Source organism: Streptomyces sp. NPDC005423 (assembly GCF_040606415.1).
GTDB lineage: Bacteria > Actinomycetota > Actinomycetes > Streptomycetales > Streptomycetaceae > Streptomyces.
The window spans coordinates 18706-37368 of the sequence record NZ_JBEXET010000017.1 but is presented as its reverse complement, the minus strand read 5'-3'; the positions used below and the strand labels follow the sequence as shown (position 1 = coordinate 37368).

General features: G+C 71.3%; 17 protein-coding genes and 1 tRNA gene. 9 read left to right on the top strand and 9 right to left on the bottom strand.

Features of this window, described 5'->3' with window-relative positions; all coding sequences use genetic code 11:
* Positions 1-82: 82 nt before the first annotated feature.
* Together rlmB and ABZT12_RS19455 are read left to right on the top strand one after the other, a co-directional pair.
* On the top strand, positions 83-1024 hold the full coding sequence (gene rlmB, locus ABZT12_RS19460; protein WP_356385584.1) for a 23S rRNA (guanosine(2251)-2'-O)-methyltransferase RlmB: 942 nt from the start codon (positions 83-85) through the stop codon (positions 1022-1024).
* Between the two features lie 118 nt (positions 1025-1142).
* Complete coding sequence (locus ABZT12_RS19455) at positions 1143-2828, top strand: DoxX family membrane protein (RefSeq protein WP_356385581.1); 1686 nt, start codon at positions 1143-1145, stop codon at positions 2826-2828.
* Between the two features lie 112 nt (positions 2829-2940).
* On the opposite strand, the gene ABZT12_RS19450 is transcribed toward ABZT12_RS19455, so the two are convergent.
* From ABZT12_RS19450 to ugpC, 3 genes are all read right to left on the bottom strand, one after another.
* Positions 2941-3672, bottom strand: coding sequence for a nucleotidyltransferase family protein (locus ABZT12_RS19450; protein WP_356385579.1), 732 nt, complete (start codon positions 3670-3672; stop codon positions 2941-2943).
* Positions 3673-3849: 177 nt separating this feature from the next.
* Complete coding sequence (locus ABZT12_RS19445; RefSeq protein ID WP_356385577.1) at positions 3850-4305, bottom strand: hypothetical protein; 456 nt, start codon at positions 4303-4305, stop codon at positions 3850-3852.
* A gap of 226 nt (positions 4306-4531) precedes the next feature.
* Positions 4532-5668 (bottom strand): sn-glycerol-3-phosphate ABC transporter ATP-binding protein UgpC, encoded by a 1137-nt coding sequence (gene ugpC / locus ABZT12_RS19440; RefSeq protein ID WP_356385574.1) that lies wholly within the window; start codon positions 5666-5668, stop codon positions 4532-4534.
* 212 nt (positions 5669-5880) lie between these two features.
* Between ugpC and ABZT12_RS19435 the strand changes: the two genes are divergently transcribed.
* The 3 genes from ABZT12_RS19435 (at position 5881) to ABZT12_RS19425 (ending at position 8022) form a co-directional block, all read left to right on the top strand.
* Positions 5881-5954: transfer RNA gene (locus tag ABZT12_RS19435), tRNA-Thr, on the top strand.
* A 186-nt stretch (positions 5955-6140) separates the two neighbouring features.
* On the top strand, positions 6141-7340 hold the full coding sequence (locus tag ABZT12_RS19430; protein WP_356385571.1) for a PP2C family protein-serine/threonine phosphatase: 1200 nt from the start codon (positions 6141-6143) through the stop codon (positions 7338-7340).
* Between the two features lie 229 nt (positions 7341-7569).
* On the top strand, positions 7570-8022 hold the full coding sequence (locus ABZT12_RS19425; protein WP_356385568.1) for a DUF5707 domain-containing protein: 453 nt from the start codon (positions 7570-7572) through the stop codon (positions 8020-8022).
* 23 nt (positions 8023-8045) lie between these two features.
* Here ABZT12_RS19425 and ABZT12_RS19420 read toward each other — a convergent pair whose 3' ends face one another.
* A complete protein-coding gene (locus tag ABZT12_RS19420; protein WP_356385565.1) occupies positions 8046-8945 on the bottom strand; it encodes an aminoglycoside phosphotransferase family protein in 900 nt (299 codons plus the stop codon).
* A gap of 34 nt (positions 8946-8979) precedes the next feature.
* Here ABZT12_RS19420 and ABZT12_RS19415 point away from each other — a divergent pair, with 34 nt between their 5' ends.
* Positions 8980-9636, top strand: a complete 657-nt coding sequence (locus tag ABZT12_RS19415) for a rhomboid-like protein (RefSeq protein ID WP_356385562.1) — start codon at positions 8980-8982, stop codon at positions 9634-9636.
* Positions 9637-9760: 124 nt separating this feature from the next.
* Here ABZT12_RS19415 and ABZT12_RS19410 read toward each other — a convergent pair whose 3' ends face one another.
* Positions 9761-11281, bottom strand: a complete 1521-nt coding sequence (locus tag ABZT12_RS19410; protein ID WP_356385559.1) for an MFS transporter — start codon at positions 11279-11281, stop codon at positions 9761-9763.
* 293 nt (positions 11282-11574) lie between these two features.
* Here ABZT12_RS19410 and ABZT12_RS19405 point away from each other — a divergent pair, with 293 nt between their 5' ends.
* A complete protein-coding gene (locus ABZT12_RS19405; RefSeq protein WP_356385556.1) occupies positions 11575-12309 on the top strand; it encodes a pentapeptide repeat-containing protein in 735 nt (244 codons plus the stop codon).
* 159 nt (positions 12310-12468) lie between these two features.
* Here ABZT12_RS19405 and ABZT12_RS19400 read toward each other — a convergent pair whose 3' ends face one another.
* Positions 12469-12969, bottom strand: coding sequence for a hypothetical protein (locus ABZT12_RS19400; RefSeq protein WP_356385553.1), 501 nt, complete (start codon positions 12967-12969; stop codon positions 12469-12471).
* Positions 12970-13859: 890 nt separating this feature from the next.
* Here ABZT12_RS19400 and ABZT12_RS19395 point away from each other — a divergent pair.
* The gene (locus tag ABZT12_RS19395) at positions 13860-15140 is read left to right on the top strand and encodes a M1 family metallopeptidase (RefSeq protein WP_356385550.1); all 1281 of its coding nucleotides are present in this window, start codon (positions 13860-13862) and stop codon (positions 15138-15140) included.
* 63 nt (positions 15141-15203) lie between these two features.
* On the opposite strand, the gene ABZT12_RS19390 is transcribed toward ABZT12_RS19395, so the two are convergent.
* Both ABZT12_RS19390 and ABZT12_RS19385 read right to left on the bottom strand, forming a co-directional pair.
* Complete coding sequence (locus ABZT12_RS19390; protein WP_356385547.1) at positions 15204-16328, bottom strand: NUDIX domain-containing protein; 1125 nt, start codon at positions 16326-16328, stop codon at positions 15204-15206.
* A gap of 158 nt (positions 16329-16486) precedes the next feature.
* Positions 16487-17062, bottom strand: a complete 576-nt coding sequence (locus ABZT12_RS19385) for a TerD family protein (protein WP_356385544.1) — start codon at positions 17060-17062, stop codon at positions 16487-16489.
* 174 nt (positions 17063-17236) lie between these two features.
* Between ABZT12_RS19385 and arfB the strand changes: the two genes are divergently transcribed.
* Positions 17237-17665 carry an alternative ribosome rescue aminoacyl-tRNA hydrolase ArfB gene (arfB, locus tag ABZT12_RS19380; protein WP_356385541.1) on the top strand — a complete coding sequence of 143 codons (429 nt, stop codon included), beginning with the start codon at positions 17237-17239 and terminating at the stop codon, positions 17663-17665.
* Positions 17666-17733: 68 nt separating this feature from the next.
* On the opposite strand, the gene ABZT12_RS19375 is transcribed toward arfB, so the two are convergent.
* Positions 17734-18318 carry a flavin reductase family protein gene (locus ABZT12_RS19375; RefSeq protein WP_356385538.1) on the bottom strand — a complete coding sequence of 195 codons (585 nt, stop codon included), beginning with the start codon at positions 18316-18318 and terminating at the stop codon, positions 17734-17736.
* Positions 18319-18663 lie beyond the last annotated feature (345 nt).

The window sequence follows — 18663 nt, the reverse complement described above, 5'->3', positions numbered from 1 at the left end:
GCCGCCCGGCGCTCCGGGCGGCACACTGCATAGACGTACGTACGCACCGCACCCCCCGACGGATCACAGAGACAGGTAGGTCATGGCAGCCAACAACCGCCGCATGTCCGGCAAGAAGGGCGCGCAGGTCGGCAGTGGCGGCCAGCGGCGCCGGGGCCTCGAAGGCAAGGGCCCCACCCCGCCCGCCGAGATGCGCAAGGGCCACAAGAAGAACCGCATCGCGGGCGCCAAGTCCAAGGACGCCACGCGCCGTCCGCCGCCGCGCGGCCGGGGCGGCAAGGGCACCTCCGAGATGGTCGTCGGCCGCAACTCGGTCGTGGAGGCGCTGCGCGAGGGCGTCCCGGCGATCACGCTCTACGTGCAGCAGTTCATCGACAACGACGAGCGGGTGCGCGAGGCGCTCCAGCTCGCCGCCGAGCGCGGTGGCATCCACCTCATGGAGGCCCCCCGCCCCGAGCTGGACCGCATGACCAACGGCCTCAACCACCAGGGCCTGGTCCTCCAGGTCCCGCCGTACGAGTACGCGCACCCCGAGGACCTCGCCACCCAGGCGCACGACCAGGGCGAGGAGCCGCTGATCGTCGCCCTCGACGGGGTGACCGACCCGCGCAACCTCGGCGCGGTCGTCCGTTCCGTCTCGGCCTTCGGCGGCCACGGCGTCGTCGTGCCCGAGCGGCGCGCGGCCGGCATGACCGCCGGCGCCTGGAAGACGTCCGCCGGCGCCGCCGCCCGTACGCCCGTCGCCCGCGCCACCAATCTGACGCGCGCCCTGGAGGCGTACAAGAAGGCGGGCATCACGGTCGTCGGTCTCGCCGCCGACGGCGAGGCCGAGATCGGTGAACTGGACGCGCTGGCGGGCCCGGTCGTCATCGTCGTCGGCAGCGAGGGCAAGGGCCTCTCCCGGCTCGTCGGCGAGACGTGCGACTTCCGGGTGCGGATCCCGATGCCGGGCGGCACGGAATCCCTCAACGCGGGCGTCGCGGCCGGCATCGTCCTCTACGAGGCGACCCGCCGCCGCGCCTGAACGGGCGTTCGGTACCGTCCCCCACTCGGTTCGTTCGGGGCGTCCGGCACCACCTTGACGGGGTCCGGACACTTCCGGCGAGTCAAGGCAGTGTCCTAAACACACGTCACTCGGTTAGATGAGTGTGGACACCAGAACACCCCGCACACCCACGGGGGACGGCCCGTCGGGCTTCGACGACGCTCCCGCGCTGAGCATGGTGAAGGTGCCGAGCGATCCGGCGCAGATCATCGTCAATCATGCGAGCTTCCGCGTGCAGTTGGGCGCCTCGACGCGCTCCCCGTCCCCGCGGATCGCACGGCAGCCGAGCGCCGCCCAGGACGGCCGGATCCCCGCCGGTTCGTCGGCGAGAGCGGGCGCCGGCGCGCGCCGCCGGCCCGTCGTCTGGAGCGGCAGGTCCGCCCCGGACGACACCGGCGCCCACCGGCTGCTCCAGGCCGTGCGCGGCACGGGCGTCCGCCACGGTGACGCCCCGACCGGCGACTTCGGCGCCACACAGGTCATCCCCCGTATGGGCGGCGGCGGTTACGGCGGCGAGCCGACCGCGCAGACCGTCGAGACCCCCGTCGTCGGCGCCCAGCGCGGCCACGGCCACGACACCGGCGAAGGCCGACTGCTGCCGCCCATGCGGCCGGTGGACAGCGCCTACGACGAAGCCGCCTACGACGAATCGGCCTACGACGAGTCCGCTTACGACGAAACCGCCTACGCGGGCCCGGAGTTCGACGACTTCGAGGAGACGGAGCGCGAGCACCGCACCAGGCGGCGCTCCAACGAGCCGGTACGGCACGCCTATTACCCGGGCCGCCGGATGAACCTCGGCGTCGTCCTGCTCCCGCTGCGCATCTTCCTCGGCTTCATCTCCATCTACGCCGGCATGGGCAAGCTGTGCGACCCCCTCTACTTCGACGGCGGCAAACGCGGCTCGATGGCGAAGTGGCTCAACACCCTGCATCCGTGGGAAGTCGCCGAGCCACTGCGCCAGTTCGCCCTCCAGCACCCCGTCGGTTCCGGCCTCGTCATCGCCTTCCTCCAGGTCGTCGTCGGCGTACTGACCGTGCTCGGCCTGTGGCAGCGGGTCTCCGCCGTCTTCGGCGCGCTGCTCTCGGCGGCACTCATCGTCACCGTCAGCTGGAAGACCGTCCCGGTCTACGACGCGCCCGACATCATCTACCTCGCCGCCTGGTCCCCGCTGATCATCGCGGGCGCCCCCGTCTACTCGGTCGACGGCCGGCTCGCGGGCGGCGCCTGGCGCACCCTCGGCCCCCGCGTCGACATCTGGGAACTGCGCGGGTACGTCCTGCGCCGGGGCGCCCTCGTCACGGCCGTCGTGGTCGGTGTCACGTTGCTCGCGGGCTCGCTGCTCGGCGGCGCCGTACGCGACGTGGACCGGGTGGTCGTGCCCCGCCCCGGCGAGGCCCCGCGCAACGAACTGCCCGGCGCCCCGCTCCCGCAGGAGCCCGGCGAGCGGCACAGCGAGAGCCCGGTGGCCTCCGGCCGGCCCACCCGCCCGGCCTCCTCCGCCACTCCCTCCGGCGCCCCGACGACCCCGGGCGCGGTCCACAGCTCCTCCGCCCCGGCGACCGGCGGCGGTGCCCCCAGCCACAGCCAGGGCAGCACCACGGGCCGGATCCCGCCCCGGCAGCCACCTCCGGCCGGACAGGCCCCCAGCACCAGCTCCGGCCCCACGTCGGGCGGCAGCGCGGGCGCCTCCACCGGCACGAGCGGCTCCACCGGTTCCGGCTCTGGCTCCGGCTCCACCTCTTCCGGCCAACCCGGCCTGGTGGGCGGCCTGTTGGGGTAGCCGGGCCGGTGGGTGGCCTGCTGCCTCCGCCCACCGGCTGACCCGACGACGGCGAACGAAGGGGCCCCGCACGATCCACGTGCGGGGCCCCTTCGGCGTACGGGCGGGTTTCCTACCGTCCCAGGGCGGCCAGTTCCTTCGCGGCCTCCCGCAGGTCCTTGGCCGTGTCGATGGCGCGCCAGTACGCGCCCTGCGGGATCGGGAAGCCGGCCAGCCGCCGCTCACGGGCGAGGCGGGGGAACGTGGTGCGCTCGTGGTCGCCGCGGGCCGGCAGCAGGTCGGCGAAGCCGGCGGAGAAGACGTAGACCCCCGCGTTGATCTCGTTCGTCGTCGGCGGGGCCTCGATGAAGTCGGTGATGCGGCCGAAGCCGTCCGTCTTCACGGCGCCCCACGGGATGCGCGGCCGGGCCAGCGCGAGGGTGGCGACGGCGTCCCGCTCGGTGTGGAAGTCCGCCATGTCACGGAGCGAGAACCGGGTCCAGATGTCGCCGTTGGTGGCGTACCAGGCGCGCTCGGGGTGCGGCAGATGCGCGGCGGCGTACTTGAGACCGCCGCCGCGGCCGAGGGGCTCGGTCTCGACCACGGTGGTGACGTGGACGGGCAGGTCGGCCGTCGCCAGCCACTGCTGCAGGACCTCGGCGAGGTGGCCGCAGCTGACCACCACGTCGGTCACGCCCTCCTCGGCGAGCCAGACGAGCTGATGGCCGATGATCGGCGTCCCCGTGCCGGGGATCTCGACCATCGGCTTGGGCCGGTCGTCGGTGTACGGACGCAGTCGGGAGCCCTGGCCGCCGGCGAGGATGACGGCTTGGGTGGGGCGCGACGCGGCGTTCGGATCGGTCATGCCCGAACTGTACGTGGCGCCCGCACCGGGATTTTCGGCCGCAGCCGTTCCTTGATCAGCCGTTACCTTCTTCCGAAGTTCGGTAGTTCGGTAGTTCGGAAGTTCGGCGGTCCGGAAACGCGGAGATTCCGAGGTGTCGAGGTTCCGTACCCGTCGGACCTTCGTTCGGGGGGTGGGTCAGCTGTGCGCCGCCATGACCCCGGACGCGAAGGCCGTGTCGCACACGGGCCGGGCGTACGACTGGGCACGTGTCGCGCCGTAGATACGGACCGCGGCGCGGCCCAGGGCGCGGGCGATGGTCGAGCAGTGCGTGGCGAGCGACGGATGGCCGTTGACCGCCTCCTGGAGGTGGGTCAGGACGACGCCCGGGTCCCGCTCCTGGAGTTCGGTGAGGAGGTGGTCGCGCAGCACGTCCTGCGGGGCGCGTGCGGCTGCCCGGGAGGAGACGCCGACCGCCGTGACGTCGGTCGCGGTGAGCATCGAACTGGAGGGGCTCCCCGACCAGTTGACCCGGGTCACCGCCAGGGTCCCGGAGAGGACCATGACGACGGGCAGGACGAGGGCGAGGGTGCGGCCGACCCGGCGGGCGGGGCCCTGGCCGCGTCGCGTCTGATGGTTAGTGGAGTGCTTCACGCGTGAGAGGGTAGCGCCCGGTAATGCTTTGGCGACATGCAGTCACCGGTTCGGGGGATGCGGCGGTAGCTCCTACGGGGTACGAGGTTGACGCACACCGCTCGAAATGACCGGTCTGCCGGGGTACTTGCCGGCAACGGGGAGAAGGGCCCCGCGGAAACCCGCGAAGCCCTTCCCCGCATGCTCGTTCAGCCACCCACCGCGGCCACCACGTCCAGTCGGTCGCTCAGTCGGTGAGGCGCTCGCCCGTGGAGGTCGAGAAGACGTGGGTCTCGCCCGGCCGCGGCACGACGTGCAGCGTGGCGCCCTTGTCCGGGACCGCGCGGCCGCTGACGCGGACGACCAGGTCGGTGAGGGTGTCGTCGACCTTGGCGCTGCCGTAGACGTACCCGTCGGCGCCCAGTTCCTCGACGACGTTCACGGTGACGGCGAGGCCCGCCGGGGCGTCCTCGGAGTCCTTGGTCAGCGAGGAGGCGACGGCGCCGTTCTGCTCGACGATGTCGAAGTGCTCCGGGCGGACGCCCACGGTGACCGTGCGGTCGCCCTTGTCGGTGGCGGCCTTCAGGGCCTCGCGGTTGACCGGCACCACGCTGTTGCCGAACTTCACACCGCCGTCGGTGATCGGGACCTCGACCAGGTTCATGGCCGGGGAGCCGATGAAGCCGGCGACGAAGAGGTTGGCGGGACGGTCGTACATGTTGCGCGGGGAGTCGACCTGCTGGAGCAGACCGTCCTTGAGCACCGCCACCCGGTCGCCCATCGTCATGGCCTCGACCTGGTCGTGGGTGACGTAGACGGTGGTGATGCCGAGGCGGCGCTGGAGCGACGCGATCTGCGTACGGGTCGAGACGCGGAGCTTGGCGTCGAGGTTCGACAGCGGCTCGTCCATGAGGAAGACCTGGGGCTCACGCACGATGGCGCGGCCCATCGCGACCCGCTGGCGCTGACCGCCGGAGAGCGCCTTCGGCTTGCGGCCGAGGTAGTCGGTGAGGTCGAGGATCTTGGCCGCGTCCTCCACCTTCTGGCGGATCTCGGCCTTGTTGACGCCCGCGATCTTGAGCGCGAAGCCCATGTTGTCGGCGACTGTCATGTGCGGGTACAGCGCGTAGTTCTGGAACACCATGGCGATGTCCCGGTCCTTCGGCGGCAGGTGCGTGACGTCACGGTCGCCGATCCGGATGGCGCCGGCGTTGACGTCCTCGAGCCCCGCGAGCATCCGGAGCGAGGTGGACTTGCCGCAGCCGGACGGGCCGACCAGAACGAGGAACTCCCCGTCCTCGATCTCGATCTCCAGCGCGTCTACGGCGGGCTTCTCGGAACCCGGGTAGATCCGGGTCGCCTTGTCGAACGAAACAGTGGCCATGGTGAAGGACCCCTTCTACCGGCAGGAACGTGCCGGACGATCCGAGTAGGAAGGTGGTGGATGTAGTCCACACGGGTGAACTGGGTCAGGACGGTACCTGGCGTTCACCTGTTCTGTCAGTACCCGGACGACCCCGAACTTCGCGGAAACTCCCGCCAGGGGCCCCCGGCGACCTGGGTACACTGCACGGGCACGCGCTCACACCCGTGCACGCCTCCTTAGCTCAGCTGGCCAGAGCAACGCACTTGTAATGCGTAGGTCGTCGGTTCGAATCCGACAGGGGGCTCTGTGAATGTTCGGTGGAACTGCTCGGTGATGACGTTCGGTTGCGAGAATCGTCTGGAACGCTCTGGGTAGAGCTCGACCCCCGGTAGGGCCCGTCCCTCACCCCTCCTGACCAGGCAGAATGAAGTCAGGGGGTGAGGTTGCGGAGAGTTGGGGAAGAAGGTGCGGCAGCCGATGGGAGGTTGTCGTGGACGGTGGAGATCTGGAACTGGGCGAACTGCTGGCCGCCGCTGAGGCGGCCCCGCCCGGGGAGTCCGTCGACGTGGTGGCGCACGACCTGCAGAAGCGGTTCGGTGCCGAGCGCGTCTCCTTCCTGTTCGCCGACCTCATCGGCGAGCGGCTGGTACGGCTGGTCGCGGCCGGCGACGCCGACGAGGATCTCGGCGAGCCGATCGAGTTGCGGGGCAGTGTCTACGACCACGTCCTGACCAGCCAGCGCCAGCATGTGGAAGCGGACGGCAAGGGCGGCCGGCGCGTGATCACGCCGGTCACCAACCGGGGCGACCGCATCGGCGTCCTGGAGGTGACGTTGCAGGCCGCCGACGACACGGTGTTCCGGCAGGTCCGCGAAGCGGCCCACGCGCTGGCCTACATCATCGTCACGGACCGCCGTTTCACCGATCTGTACCATCTGGGCCGGCGCACCACCCGGACCAGTCTGGCCGCGGAGATCCAGCACCAGCTGCTTCCCTCCGCCCCCTGCTGCGAGGCGGCCGAGTTCACCCTCGCCGCCGGGCTGATCCCGGCCGACGACATCGGTGGCGACACCTACGATTACACCCTGGACCGCGACACCCTGCACCTGTCCATCACCGACGCGATGGGCCACGACACCAACTCCGCCCTGCTCGCCACCCTGTTGGTCGGAGCGCTGAGACAGGCGCGCCGCGGCGGCTGTGACGCCGTCAAGCAGGCCCACCAAGCCCACCAGGCACTGCTCACGCACAGCCGCGGCCTGGCCACCGGGCAGCTGTTCTGTGTCGACCTCGACACCGGCCTGTGCGAACTGGTCAACGCCGGCCACCCCCGCCCCCTGCGGCTGCGCGACGGCACCGTCGAAGAGGTCGAACTCGCCGTCAACCTGCCCTTCGGTGTGGCCGCCCCCACCGGCTACCACCTCCAGCAGCTCCAACTCCAGCCCGGGGACCGCCTGGTGCTGCTCACCGACGGCATGCAGGACCGCGGTGCGGCCGCCGTCGATCTCGCCTCGGTCATCCGGGACACCGGCGCGCTGCACCCGCGCGAAGCCGTCCGGAGCCTGACCGGCGCGGTGCTCGCCGCCTGTTACGGCAACCTCAAGGACGACGCCACGGTCCTGCTCCTGGACTGGCACGGCAACCGCCGCCGCCCCGCCGAGCCCGAGCCCGGGCGCGCCCGCCGCCGCTGACCCGCGCGGCTCCGCTCCTTTCCTCCCCTCTTCTCTTCTCTCTTACGTTTTTTCTCCTTCCCCGAGTCCTTCTCCCTGCCGCGGGGCCGAGTACCGCGTGGCGGGCCTACTCAGGGCGGTTGAGTACCGGCGCTCATCCCCGTCGCACTCCGTGCGGCCAGGATCGGTGCAGCGGCGCGGTCGAGCAGCGCCGGTCCGATCCAGTGCCGAAACAACCACGGAGAAACCCATGTCCCGACGTGTCGCCCTGTCCGTTGCCGCCGGTGTCGTCGTCCTCGGCGGGGCCGGTGCCTTCGCCCTCGCCTACGCCGGGGAGCAGCCCCCGGTGCTCGCGCACAGCACCGCCCGCTACACCGCCCCCGCCGCCCACCGCGCCGGCTCGCTCGCCTTCACCACGGACGTCACGGCGTCGTCCGGGGTCAGCAGCGTGAAGGTGCTGGCATGGCCGGCGCACTCGGCCTTCGCCAAGAAGCCGCTGACGGCCAAGGACATGGCGGAGGTGGAAGCGGCCGTCTGCGAGTCCGCCGGCAAGGAGACCGTGCGCTGCGCCTACACCGCCCGGTTCACTGATGCCGACGCCTCCTCGTCGCCGCGCGGCGCGTGGCACGTCGCCGTCCTGGCCACCGCGCAGGACGGCACCACGACCCTGGACACCAAGGCGGCCGGCTTCACCGTCCGGTGACCCGGAAGCGCGCGCGGGACCCCTCACCGCGCCGGTCCGGCGCCCTTCCGCAGCCTGCGGGCGATCTCCAGCCGCCCGGCCGCCGGCCGCCGGTTCTCCCGCAGGTCCCACAGCGCGTCCTGGAGGACCCGCCCCAGCGTCCAGGCCCGCGCCCGTTCCCGGTCCAGCCCGAGCAGGTCCGTCATCGCCTCGAAACGCCAGGTGATCTCGGCGGGGTTGAACCGGTTGCGGAGTGCGGGGAGGAGTTCGAAGCCCGGGTCGCCCGCGAGGGGTTTGGGGTCGATGGCCAGCCACGGTTCCCGACCGGCGGCGAGGACGTTGTCGTAGTGCAGGTCCCAGTGCAGGAGCCGGTCGCCCGGCGCGGAGGCGACCTCGCGTACGGCGGCGGCGCAGTCCTCGATGAGGCGGCGGTCCGCCGGGTCGGGGAGGCGGGGGAGGGCCCGGGGGACCTCGGCGAGCATGGCCCTGGTCAGGTCGCCGAGACGGCGGGGGAGGTCCGGGGGTGCGGGGAACGCCGTAAGACGGGCGAGCAGGTCGGCGATGACCAGGACGGCCGTACGGGTGTCCGGTTCGCGGGTGAGGGGGCGGGACGCGTCGAGGCGTTCCAGGAGCAGGGTGCCGGTCCCGGCGTCGTGGTCCAGCAGCCGTACGGCGCCGCCCCCGGCCCAGGTGCGCAGGGCGGCCGGTTCGCCTGCGGTCTCCTCGTCCAGGTACGGGAGTTTGAGGGCCGCCCCGCTGCCGTCGGCCCGGACGACCGGCAGGACGAGGGCGGAGACGCCGTGCGCCGGGGGACCGTCGCGCCGTAGCGACCACTCGTCCAGGAAGCGGGCGGCACGTTCGGGGAGCCGCGCGAGGAAGTCGCGGCCCGCCTGCCCGTTGTGCCTCACCTGCGCGGTGACCAGACCGTCCGGGATGTCGATCACGGACGGGACGATACCGGCGTGCGTGAATCGGCACATGCGAATGCGCCGGGGTCTCCACAGGGTGTGGACGTACGTCGCCAGTGCCCCCGGCACGTACGTGTGGCTGGGCATCCTGTTCCTGACGACGGTCGCCCTCCATCGCATGTCACCTGAGTTCGAGACGGACTTCCTGCGGCAGCGGTCGACCAACCTCCATGAGTTGTCGAACGATCCGGTGCGGGTGCTCTTCGCCAGCGCGATGTGGATCGACAGCGGGAAGTGGCTGCCGTACGCGGTGCTGTTCACCGTTTTCCACGCCCAGGCGGAACGCTGGATCGGTACGGCGCGCTGGCTGCTGGTGTGCGTGGCCGCGCACGTCCTGGCGACGCTGATCAGCGAGGGCGCCCTCCTGTGGGCGGTCAAGCATGGGGTGGCACCCCGGTCCGCGGTCAACACCCTTGACATCGGGGTCAGTTACGCGCTGGCAGGAGTCGTCGGGGTACTGGCGTACCGGATCGCGGTGCCGTGGCGGTACCCGTATCTGGTGGTCGTGCTGCTGATCTACGGCGTGCCGCTGGCGACCGGGCGGACCTTCACCGACCTGGGGCACTTCACCTCCGTGGTGATCGGCCTCGCCTGCTATCCGCTGGTCAGAGGCTGTGGAAAAGCCTGGAATCCGAAGGAGGCGGTGGTCGCGCTGATGCGGAACTAGCCGACCTGTGTCGCGTACGGCGGCGGCTTCACGCGGACCTCGCCCCCCGGGCACCGGCCGCAATCGCGGGGCTTCTCGGCGGCTGTGGCAGCAGTGCTGCATGACGGCCGTGCGGTTTCGGAGATCAGGCGACCGACTCGGGTACGGGTGCCCCGTCGGCCGCAGCCCCGTGCCGGGGCGCGCGTGCTGTCACCATCAGCCCCGCGACCAGCCCCGCCAGCAGCATCACGGCGACGGCCCACCAGATGGCGACCGTGTAGCCGTGCACGATGCCCTCGCGGGTGACCAGCGCCTTGCGCGCCGCGTTCGCCGGGTCGTGCAGCCGGGCGGCGATGTACGTCACGCTGGTGGTGGTGGCGATCGTGTTGAGGAGTGCCGTGCCGATCGAACCGCCCACCTGTTGCGCGGTGTTGACGGTCGCCGAGGTGACACCCGCGTCCTGCGGGGCGACCCCGGCGGTGGCGGTGGCGAACACCGGCATGAAGGTCAGGCCCATGCCGAGCCCCATCAGCAGCAGCCCGGGCAGCATCTCGCTGGTGTAGTCCGAGTTCACCGTCAGCTGGGTGAAGAAGACCATGCCGCCCGCCGCCAGGATCATGCCGGGGACCATCAGGGCGCGTGGCGGGAGGTGGTTCAGCAGCCGGGCCGAGATCTGGGTCGAGCCGATGATGATCGCGACGGTCAGCGGCAGGAAGGCCATGCCCGTCTTGACCGGCGAGTAGCCGAGGATGACCTGGAGGTAGTAGGTCAGGAACAGGAACATGCCGAACATGCCGATCACGGCCAGGCCCATGGTGAGGAAGCAGCCGGCCCGGTCGCGGTCCTTGATGATGTGCAGCGGCAGCAACGGGCTCGGCGCCCTGTTCTGCCACCACACGAACGCCGTCAGCAGCACGGCACCCGCCGCGAACAGACCCAGCACCACCGGGTCCGTCCAGCCGCGCGGCTCCGCCTCGCTGAACCCGTAGACGATCGCCACCAGACCGCCGCAGCCCAGCACCGCGCCGGGCACGTCCAGCCGGACGCCCTCGTGGCCTGGCCGGTCGTGCAGCAGGGCGAACGCGCCGACCACCGCGACGATCGCGATGGGGATGTTGACGTACAGGCACCAGCGCCAGTTCAGGTACTCGGTCAGCAGCCCGCCCGCGATGAAACCGATCGCCGAACCGCTGCCCGCCAGCGCGCCGTAGATCCCGAAGGCCTTTCCGCGCTCCTTGGGATCGGTGAAGGTCGTGGTCAGCAAAGAGAGCGCGGACGGGGCGAGGAGGGCGGCGAAGACGCCCTGGAGGGCGCGGGCGCCGAAGAGCATCCCCGAGGTGGTGGCCGCGCCGCCGAGCGCGGAGGCGCCGGCAAAACCGATCAGGCCGATGATGAACGTCCGTTTGCGCCCCACCAGGTCGGCGACCCGCCCGCCCAGCAGCAGCAGTCCGCCGAAGGCCAGCGTGTACGCGGTGATCACCCACTGCCGGTCGCCGTCGGACATCCCCAGGTCGCGCTGGGCGGAGGGGAGGGCGATGTTCACGATCGTCGCGTCGAGGACCACCATCAGCTGCGCGAGGGCGATGATCACCAGACCCCACCAGCGCCGGGGGTCGGGCTCCGCGGCGGCGGCCCTTCCGGGTTCACCTGAACGGGTGACACTCATCTGGTCAGAACACCATGAATCAGTACGTAGCGCATCCGCGCGGCGCCTTCATCCCAGCGCCTCCGGCCCCAGACTGCGCGCTCTTGGGTCGCCACTTCCGGGTCTCGGCTGCCGGGTGTCCGCTTCCGCGTGTTCGCTCCGGTGTCTCCGCTGCCGGGTGTCCGCTTCCGGATCTCTGCGCCCCGGCCTCATGAGCGCTGGGTGCCGAGGGGCAGCGCGCCGGGTGGTCGGCGCGTCCCGTGTGGCGGGGCCGGGCCGGGCCGGTTGTCAGTGGCGGGGTGCAGGATGGGGCCATGGTGAGGAAAGCGACGGGCGGGGCGGCCCGGACCGGGCGGACCGACAGGGCCGGTGCCTCCGAAGGGTCCGGTTCGCGTACGGCGGTGAAGGCGGCCCGGCGGCCGGAGGTGCGGTTGCCCGGTCTTGAGCCGTACGGCGGCGGGGAGTTGGAGCCGGACGGCGACTACGACGGGCTGGACTTCCAGGAGCAGGACTTCGTCGGGCAGGACGGCGCGGGCGCCCGTTTCATGGACTGCGCGCTGACGGGTTGCGCCCTGGACGAGACGCGGCTGCACCACGCGCGCGTGCTCGACTCGGTCCTGACCGGCATACGGGGCGTCGGCACCGACCTGGCGGAGTCCACCCTGCGTGACGTCGAACTGATCGACACCCGGATGGGCGGGGTCCAGCTGCACGGCGCCGTGCTGGAGCGGGTGGTGATCCGCGGCGGCAAGATCGACTATCTCAACCTGCGCAGGGCCCGGCTCCGGGACGTCGTCTTCGAGAGCTGCGTCCTGGTCGAGCCGGACTTCATGGGCGCCCGGCTGGAACGGGTCGAGTTCTTGGACTGCACGCTGAAGGGGGCTGACTTCACCGACGTGACGTTCACCGACGTGGATCTGCGGGGGGCGGCGGAACTGGAGATCGCGCGAGGAGTCGAGCGGCTGGCGGGCGCGGTGATCAGCATGAGCCAACTACTGGACCTGGCACCGGTGTTGGCGGGACAGCTGGGAATCCGGGTGGAGGGATAGACGGGGGCGGGGGACGGGGTGGGGGCTGGGTAGGGGTTAGGGATGGGTGCAGCGGCAGGGATGAGGACAAGAGGCGAGGGCAGGGACGGGGAGGGGTAGGGGCGGCGACGGGGACGGAATGGGGGGCGTCGCTTTCGACCCGGGCCCCGGCAGGGACGCTCACCGCACCCTGGGGAACCGGGCCTGCAACGTCCAGACCGCCGGATTCTCGCCCAACTCCTCGTGCAGATCGACCAGATCGGCGATCAGGTCGTGCAGAAAGTCCCGCGCCTCGCGCCGCAGCTCGGCGTGCGAGAAGGTCAGCGCCTTCTCGTCCCGCCGCATCCAGTCCGCCTCGACGTCGACCCACCCGAAGCGCCGCTCGAACAGCATCCGGTCCGTGGACTCGGTGAAATCCAGCTCCGCCCGCTGGGGCCGGGACGCGCGCGACCTCGCCGGGTCCTGGTCGATCCGCTCGACGATGTCGCACAGCGCCCAAGCGAAATCGAGCACCGGCACCCACCCCCACGCCGTGGACAGCTCCCGGTCCGCCTTGGTGTCGGCGAGGTAGACGTCACCGCAGAACAAGTCGTGCCGCAGCGCGCGGACGTCCGCGCGCCGGTAGTCGGTCTGCGGGGGGTCGGGGAAGCGGTTGGAGAGGGCATAGCCGATGTCGAGCACGTAGGAGATGGTGTCACGCGCCCCGCCGGGTACCCGCGTCCGCTCCCTGCGGGGCCGGGCCTGCGGGCACGCGTTGGCGTATCGCCGTATCGCCGTATCGCCGTATCGCCGTATCGCCGTATCGCCGTGTCGCGCCGTGGCGGAGTATCGGGGCTTGGGGGCTTGGAGGGCTGGGTTATCGATCGCGCCGCCGGACGTTCCTCGCGTTGCTTGTGCTCGCGGCGTCGGCTTGTGTGCGCGGGGCTTCTGAGAGTTACGGGTCAACTGGGTTCACGGGACTTGCTTTTGTGCACGGCGCTTCTCGGGCTTACGGCGTATGTCGCGTTCACGGCGCTGTTCGTGGTTACGACGCCTTTCGCGCACTCTGCGCTGGTTCGTGCTCACAGTGGTCTTCCCGTTCACAGCGCCGGCCCGCGAATACGCCGCTTCTCGCTAACTCGGAGCTGGTCGCGTTCGGCGCCGCTCACCTCCACCCACGCTCCTCGCAAACACAGCCCTGGCCGGTGTTCATAGAGTTACCCGCGTTCACGGCCCTCGCTCGTGTGAACGCCGTCTCCCCTCCGGCCCCGCGACCTTGGCGCTCCTAGTGTGAATGCCGCCTCCCCTCCGCCCCCGCCAACTCGGCGCTCTTCGTGTGAACGCCGTTCCCCCCGCCGCCCCCCGAACTCGGCGCTCTCCGCACGCACCCGTTCCCCATGTTCCCTGCGTCCGCTCGTGTTCACCGTGGGGCTCGCGCTCGTAGGATCGCGGTCGTGTACCGACCCGTGCCGTTCGCGTCCAGGCTCACCCCCGCCGCCTCCGTCCCGGCTGCCGTTCTGGCTGTTGTGCTGGCCGTTGCCCTGACGGCGTGTGCCGGGGTCGGGGTCCGGGGCACGCCAGGGGGTTCCGGTGTGCGCGATCCGTACTTTCCGAAGGCGGGCAACGGCGGCTACGACGTCACGCATTACGCCCTGGCCCTCGCCTACGACCCCGGTACCCACCACCTCACCGGCACGGCGCGGATCACGGCCCGGGCGACGCGGGACCTCTCCGCGTTCGACCTGGACTTCGAGGGCATGGACGTCCGCTCGCTCGGCGTCGACGGGAAGGACGCCCGCTGGAACCGCTCCGGCCAGGAACTGACCGTCCGCCCGCGGGAGGATCTGCGCAAGGGCAGGACGTTCCGTACGACGGTCCGCTACTCCGGCACTCCGGTGACGATCACCGACCCGGACGGTTCGCGGGAGGGCTGGCTGCGGACGGCGGACGGCGCGCTGGCGCTCGGCGAACCGACGGGCTCGATGGCGTGGTTCCCCGGTGACGACCACCCCTCGGACAAGGCGTCGTACGACATCGCGGTGACGGTTCCGAAGGGGCTGCAGGCGGTGTCCAACGGGGAGTTGGCAGCCGGGCCGACGACGCGCGGCAACCGCACGACCTACACCTGGCACACCGCGGAACCCATGGCGACCTATCTCGCCACGGTCGCGATCGGCCACTACGACATCAGCCGTACGACGACAAGAAGCGGCCTCCCGGTCTACGTGGCGGTCGACCCGCAGCAGGCGGCCGCGAGCCGGAAGGTGCTGGCGAAACTGCCGGAGATCATCGCCTGGGAGGAGGCCGCCTTCGGTCCGTACCCCTTCTCGTCCACCGGCGCGATCGTCGACCGTCCCGAGGACGCCGGCTACGCGCTGGAGACCCAGAACCGCCCCGTCTTCCCCGGCGCCCCCGAAACCGGCACCCTCGTCCACGAACTCGCCCACCAGTGGTACGGCGACTCCGTCACCCCGAAGAGTTGGCGCGACATGTGGCTCAACGAGGGGTTCGCGACCTACGCGGAGTGGCTCTGGGACGAGGACCACGGCGGCGACACGGCACAGCAGAGCTTCGACGCGAACTACAGACGCAAGTCGGCCTGGACCTTCCCGCCCGCCGACCCGCCGGGCGCCGCCCACATCTCCGACAGCCCGGTCTACGAACGCGGCGCGATGGTCCTCCACAAGATCCGCCTGACCGTGGGCGACGCGGCCTTCCGTGCCATCCTCACGGGCTGGGCGGCCACCCACCGCCACGGCAGCGCGAACACCGCGGACTTCACGGCGTACGTCGAGAAGAAGGCCCCGGGCAAGGACTTCGACGAGATCTGGAAGGACTGGCTCTACGGCAAGGGGCGGCCGGCCCACGAGTAAGGGGACGACGGTTCCGGGAGCAAGGGGGGCGTGGCTTCGGCGCGGTCGTCGGGCCGGCCGGCGTCATCCGCTCCATGCGCCCAGCTTGCCCTCCTCCAACTCGTCGAGGTAGCGGGCGAGTTCGGGTGGCCACACGGCCTCCGTCGTGGTGGCGAGTTCCGTTCGCGGCCACCAGCGCCAGTCCAGGATGCCGTCCTCGGCGTGGGCGGCGGCGAGGGGGCCGGTGGGTTCGCGGTGCGGGCCGTGGGCGACGTAGATGTGCTCGTGCTGGTGGACGGGGATGTCGAAGCGGGTGAAGTCGTGCTCCCAGGTACACAGCAGCGGGCCGGGCCGCAGGTCGGTCCAGCCGGTCTCCTCGGCCAACTCCCGCAGGGCGCCCTGGCGCGGTGTCTCGGCGCCTTCGATGCCTCCGCCGGGGAGCGCCCAGTGGGCGCCGACCTCGTCGTTGTCGTACCGGAAGAGGAAGACGGAGCCGGCGGGGTCGAGTACGGCGACCCGGGCGGCGCGGCGGGGGGTGCGCAGGACCTTGCGCAGCACGGCGCGGCGGCGGCCGGGGCGGCGGTCCTCGCGGTGGCCGACGACCTCGTAGCCGAGGGCGGTCCAGAGGGCGAGGTCGTCGGCGTTGTCTTCCGGCACGGCCAGCCGCACGCCGTACCGGCCGTCCGCCCGCAGGCGTTCCTCGACCAGGGAGGCCAACTTCCCTGCGGCGTCCTGCCGTTGACCGACTGCCCCTGCCCCAACCCTTGAGCCCGCGCCCGCGCCCGCCTCCGCGTTCCCGCCCGTGTCCGCGTCCGCGTTCCCGTACCGGCCGTCCGCCCGCAGCCGTTCCTCGGCCCGGGAGGGCAACTTCCGGACGCCTCCCTGCCGTTGACCGCCCGCGCCCGCGTCCACCATCAGCAGCCCGATCCACGGATCGGGATCGGCGTCGGGGCCGTCCTGTCCGGCGAGGGTGATGACGACTCCGGTCAGTCGTCCGGCGCTCCGCCCGACCAGTACCCGCGCCCCGGGGCGGGCCAGTTCGTCCGCCAGCGCGGTCGCCGCCTGTTCCGGGCGGACGTCGTGCGGGTCCGTGAACTCCCCGGTGTACGCGTGGAAGCGATGGTCGGCGGCGTAGAGCGCGGTGAGTTCGGTGAGCAGCTCACCGGGGAAGGCACCGTCGTCCGTCAGCGAGAGCGATTCGAGGAACATGGGGGCACGCTAGCCGGTGCCGGGAATGTCGCGTTCGGGCGGCGTGCCCGGGCAGGGGGAGTTCCCTGGCGCGCGGAAGCCCCCTGTCGCGGTCGACCGCAGCAGGGGGCTTCCGCGCATCGCGCATCGCGCGTCGCGTCGCGCGCGCCGTGTGTCCGTCAGACGGTCACGCCGAAGTCCTGGGCGATACCGACCAGGCCGGAGGCGTAACCCTGGCCCACGGCGCGGAACTTCCACTCCGCGCCGTTGCGGTACAGCTCGCCGAAGACCATGGCCGTCTCGGTGGCCGCGTCCTCGGAGAGGTCGTAGCGGGCGATCTCGGCGCCGCCGGCCTGGTTGACGATGCGGATGTAGGCGTTGCGGACCTGGCCGAAGTTCTGCGAGCGGGTCTCGGCGTCGTAGATCGAGACCGGGAAGACGATCTTTTCGACGTCGGCCGGGAGGCCGGCCAGGTTGACGTTGATCGCCTCGTCGTCGCCGGCGCCCTCACCCGTGCGGTTGTCGCCCGTGTGGACGATGGTCTGGTCCGGCGTCTGCTTGTTGTTGAAGAAGACGAAGTGTCCGTCCGAGTAGACCTTGCCCTCCGGGTTCACCGCGATCGCCGAGGCGTCGAGGTCGAAGTCCGTGCCGGTGGTGGTGCGGACGTCCCAGCCGAGGCCCACGGTGACGGCGGTCAGGCCCGGAGCCTCCTTGGTGAGCGAGACGTTGCCACCCTTGGACAGGCTTACAGCCATTGTGGGGAGTCCTTCCCTCGTTGCGGTGCGGGCTTCGCACTGTGGACGAAGCTACCGGTACCTCTATGAACGCCAAGGGGGGTGTCAAAGGTTCCGGTGGCTTTACTTCCTTTACCCGGAACACCTGGGGTAATCGGGGTGACGTGGGCCGGATGGACGCGCGACCATGGGGCCATGTCCGGTCCCTATCTGATCCGTGGCTCCGTCTCCCTGCCCGAGGCCGAGCTGATGTGGCGTTTCTCGCGGTCGTCCGGGCCCGGCGGACAGCACGTCAACACCAGCGACACCCAGGTGGAGCTGCGGTTCGACCTGGCCGGGACGGAGGCGCTGCCCGACGTCTGGAAGCGGCGGGCGCTGGAGCGGCTGGCGGCGCGGCTCGTCGACGGCGTCGTCACCGTCCGTTCCTCCGAGCACCGTTCCCAGTGGCGCAACCGGGAGACCGCCGCCGTGCGCCTCGCGTCGCTCCTCGCCGAGGCCACCGCGCCGCCGCCCAGGCCCCGCCGGGCCACCCGCATTCCCCGGGGCATCAACGAACGGCGGCTGCGCGAGAAGAAGCAGCGTTCCGACACCAAGCGGGGGCGCTCCGGCCGCGACTGGGGTTAGCGGACCGTCGCCTTCCTGTCCCTGCTGCCCCTCCCGTCCCGCCCGCCGCGTGTCCCGGCGCGGCCCCCTCAGCCCAACTGCCGGTAGCGGCCCCGGAAATACGCCAGCGGTCCGGCGTCCGCGCTGCCCACCTCCGCCGTCAGCACCCGGCCGACGACCAGGACGTGGTCGCCGGCCGGCACCCGCTGCTCCGTGCGGCATTCCAGGGTGGCGAGGGCGCCGCGCACCAAGAGGGCGCCGGTCGCGCCGCCGCGGGCGTAGGGGATGTCGTCGAAGAGGAGGCGGTCGCTGATGCGGCCCTTCATGGCGAAGCGGCCGGCGATGTGGCGCTGGCTCTCGGAGAGGACCGAGACCGCCCACAGGGGCTGTTCGTCGAGCAGGTCGTCCATCCGGGAGCCCTCGCGCAGGCTGACCATGACCAGCGGCGGGTCCAGGGAAACCGACAGGAACGCGGTCGCGGTCATGCCCACGTCCTCGCCGTCCGGTGCGTGCGGGTCGTCCGGGTCGAGCGGCGGCTCGTGGGCGGTCACCAGGACCACGCCCGCGGCCAGCCGGGACATGGCGGCGCGGAACTCGTCGTTGCTCACCCCCACAGGATGCCCGGCGGGGGCGGCGGCGAGGGCGGGAGACGGGGCGGGGGGAGTGTTCAACACCTTCGGAACGCTAGTCTCCGGTCCCCGCGCCCGCATCGGACCTCGGTCTTGTTCCGGACCTAGGACCAGCGGACGACGATCTCGTGCATCATGTCCCCCACCGACAAACTTTGCGATCAGGAAGCGCACAGAGAAAATGCAGAATCTCCACTCAATTGTTCATGTTTCGCTGTGACTTGAGTCACAAGGGGCATCAATTGTTGACCCTGTGTACCGAGTGGGCAGCGCGCTGTGATTCAGTGGCGGGGAGGATGCAAGAGCACCACCGACGAGAAGCGCCGACAAGAGCACGGACAGGAAGCGCCGAACAGAACCCTTGATTCGCTGCGAGGTCTCGGGGGGAGG

Coding starts and splice junctions, on each gene's coding strand:
- ABZT12_RS19450 (WP_356385579.1), bottom strand. CDS start 3,672: ATGACCGATCCGAACGCCGCGTCGCGCCCCACCCAAGCCGTCATCCTC.
- ABZT12_RS19415 (WP_356385562.1), top strand. CDS start 8,980: ATGCGAATGCGCCGGGGTCTCCACAGGGTGTGGACGTACGTCGCCAGT.
- rlmB (WP_356385584.1), top strand. CDS start 83: ATGGCAGCCAACAACCGCCGCATGTCCGGCAAGAAGGGCGCGCAGGTC.
- ABZT12_RS19385 (WP_356385544.1), bottom strand. CDS start 17,062: ATGGCTGTAAGCCTGTCCAAGGGTGGCAACGTCTCGCTCACCAAGGAG.
- ABZT12_RS19390 (WP_356385547.1), bottom strand. CDS start 16,328: ATGTTCCTCGAATCGCTCTCGCTGACGGACGACGGTGCCTTCCCCGGT.
- ugpC (WP_356385574.1), bottom strand. CDS start 5,668: ATGGCCACTGTTTCGTTCGACAAGGCGACCCGGATCTACCCGGGTTCC.
- ABZT12_RS19405 (WP_356385556.1), top strand. CDS start 11,575: ATGGTGAGGAAAGCGACGGGCGGGGCGGCCCGGACCGGGCGGACCGAC.
- ABZT12_RS19455 (WP_356385581.1), top strand. CDS start 1,143: ATGAGTGTGGACACCAGAACACCCCGCACACCCACGGGGGACGGCCCG.
- ABZT12_RS19410 (WP_356385559.1), bottom strand. CDS start 11,281: ATGAGTGTCACCCGTTCAGGTGAACCCGGAAGGGCCGCCGCCGCGGAG.
- ABZT12_RS19425 (WP_356385568.1), top strand. CDS start 7,570: ATGTCCCGACGTGTCGCCCTGTCCGTTGCCGCCGGTGTCGTCGTCCTC.
- arfB (WP_356385541.1), top strand. CDS start 17,237: ATGTCCGGTCCCTATCTGATCCGTGGCTCCGTCTCCCTGCCCGAGGCC.